Origin of the sequence: Mesorhizobium sp. M1A.F.Ca.IN.020.06.1.1 (assembly GCF_004023265.1) — a bacterium.
Taxonomy (GTDB): Bacteria; Pseudomonadota; Alphaproteobacteria; order Rhizobiales; family Rhizobiaceae; genus Mesorhizobium.
This window is the reverse complement of the sequence record NZ_RZSR01000991.1, coordinates 1-2,149: the sequence shown is the minus strand read 5'-3', so window position 1 is coordinate 2,149 and position 2,149 is coordinate 1. Positions and strand designations below refer to the sequence as shown.

Annotated in this window: 2 protein-coding genes; one reads left to right on the top strand and one right to left on the bottom strand. The window is 58.0% G+C overall.

Annotated features, from left to right (window positions below):
- Positions 1-801: 801 nt before the first annotated feature.
- The gene (locus EOA60_RS37870; protein WP_164747113.1) at positions 802-978 is read right to left on the bottom strand and encodes a hypothetical protein; all 177 of its coding nucleotides are present in this window, start codon (positions 976-978) and stop codon (positions 802-804) included.
- A gap of 224 nt (positions 979-1,202) precedes the next feature.
- On the opposite strand from EOA60_RS37870, the gene EOA60_RS29990 reads away from it, so the two are divergent.
- On the top strand, positions 1,203-1,457 hold the full coding sequence (locus tag EOA60_RS29990; protein ID WP_127242323.1) for a hypothetical protein: 255 nt from the start codon (positions 1,203-1,205) through the stop codon (positions 1,455-1,457).
- Positions 1,458-2,149: the final 692 nt, after the last annotated feature.

Sequence of the window (2,149 nt, the reverse complement as noted above, 5' to 3'; positions counted from 1 at the left end):
TTCTAGGACTTAAGCGAATAAGCCCGGCAAACGGGCCGCCTCAGAGATGCCCGGCCTGCCGAGGTATCGAGGGGACCTAGGGCGCACAGGCCGGGCTCTTACCCCGATGGCCGCGGGGCAGAGAGGGATTATGCGCCCCCTTCCAGCGGTAGGCATCCACGTTTTTAGTGGTAGCTAATGAAAAGCCCGCCCCAGCTAATAAGCTTAACGGCGGTGGTGGATATCGCTAGGCTCTGCTCCGCTTAGAGAGCGAGCGCCATAGGTCCGTCTCATCGGTTGTGCCGTCAACGAAAGCTTGGAACACGTCTTTAGCCAGATATTCCCGCTGTTCGCGATCCTTCTTGGCTAGACGCCGCTCGTCGCACAACCGGCTAAACACCCGCTGGAGCATGTCCAGGTCAGCGGGCCCGTAGACGCCACTGCAACGCGACAATGACATGAGCGCCGCCCTTCTGCGCGGCGTGCAGATTATTTCATAAAAGGGCACGAACTGCGACCGCTTTTTATTAGCTACGCCTAAAATTCTGATGCCAATCGCCGAAAGTTATGCATAATCCACGCTTGCCCCTCTGCCCAAACGGGGGCATGGCCCGGCCTGTCTACCCCAGGTCACCCAAACCCCGCAGGCCGGGCCCCATGTCTAAGCCGCATCGTGACGCGCCGACTGACCAATCTTCTGTTTGTGCGATGGCTGTCCCGTCCATTTTTTCCACCCAATAGGGGGTGTTAAGAGGTACGCGTTCAAGTGACCTGTGGATTGTAACTGGCTGTTGACATCAACTGGCCTAGAGTTAGTTCGCGCTAGCCCTGCTTGAGGAGCCGCGCCTCGCGAAGCAGCGAGCTCGGATTATTGCCAATTATCTCGACGAGCTCGCGCGCTTGCGCTTCGGTGATGCCGGTTTCTCGGATTAGGAATTGCACCCTAGATTCCTTGTGAGCCTGTGCTCGCTTGCCAAGCTCTTGCTTGATTTCGGCCATACGAGAAGTCCCCTAGTCGCGCCAAACGCGATTGGGCCGAGTTTTGTTCCCGTGAAAAATTCGCTGCAGCTGCTGAGCGTAAGCGGCGGCTCCGGGGAAGCAGGAAGGCTTATCATCGAGGACGCAATAGCCCCCACATCGTTTGTAACTTTTCCAAAAGCGCGTATGTTGGCCTTGTGGCATCCGGGCGGCCCCTTGCGCCGGCCGCATTGTGGAGGGGAGCTATGGGCGCTGGGAACGGGCATGGGTCACTGGGCCTCCAACCCGGCGAGTATCTGGACCATCATCTGGAGTGCCCCTATTGCGGCACCATCCGGCTAAGGCTCCCCAAGGACGCCGAGCCCTCGACGCCGATCAAGTGCGACGATTGCGGCAAGTATCTCGGTATATGGGATGAGCTACAGAGCGATTTCGAGCGCCAGGGCGGCAACAGTGGCGCGTTCCGCCTCGATAAGGGGCGCATCCAGAAGCTCGGCTAACGCGCGTTCGCCCGCCGGAAATAACGAAAGCCCGTCGCAGCTATTGAGCGTAAGCGACGGGCTTTTTAGGTTGCCACCAGGCGGCTACATCTGAAGGGATCGACCACCTCTGGCCGAAACTCACGAGCGCGTGATCTAGTTCCAATTTTAGCAACTGCTTGACGACCGGATTACGCGAGCTTCACTGGATAGAACTTCAGATCTTCTCGCACCTTTTTCGCGCGAGTGACTGCACTGTCTGAGCGCGGCCCTAAATGCCTCGGCTGCCAGGTCGCATTTGCACTTGGATGGACCATTGCTCTGAATCACAATTTCGGCCTGCCTGGTTGTCAAACCGTGCTTTGCCGCAAACTCGTTCAGGTCGTAGGTTTCCGTCCAGCGCGACCGCTTCAAACCTTGCATTTTACCTCCGGGGGTAACGAAACTCGTGAGAAGCAACGCGGGACTGCTGAGAAGGTTTCCGATCCGAGGAGCCTAAAAGAAGCGCTTGCTGCTGTCCAAACGCGGCACCTTTGACGTCAGGATTCTGGAGCCTGCCTTCGCTATGCCATGACTCTGGCGCGGGCTCCCAGTTTACATTTGCTATTTTCATCCGGGCCGAATCAACGACATAGTGAGCCAGGGCCAATCGCAACGCAGTTTGCTGCCTCTATGGCCCCTTCCCCTCCGACGACCGTTCGACGCACCCCGAG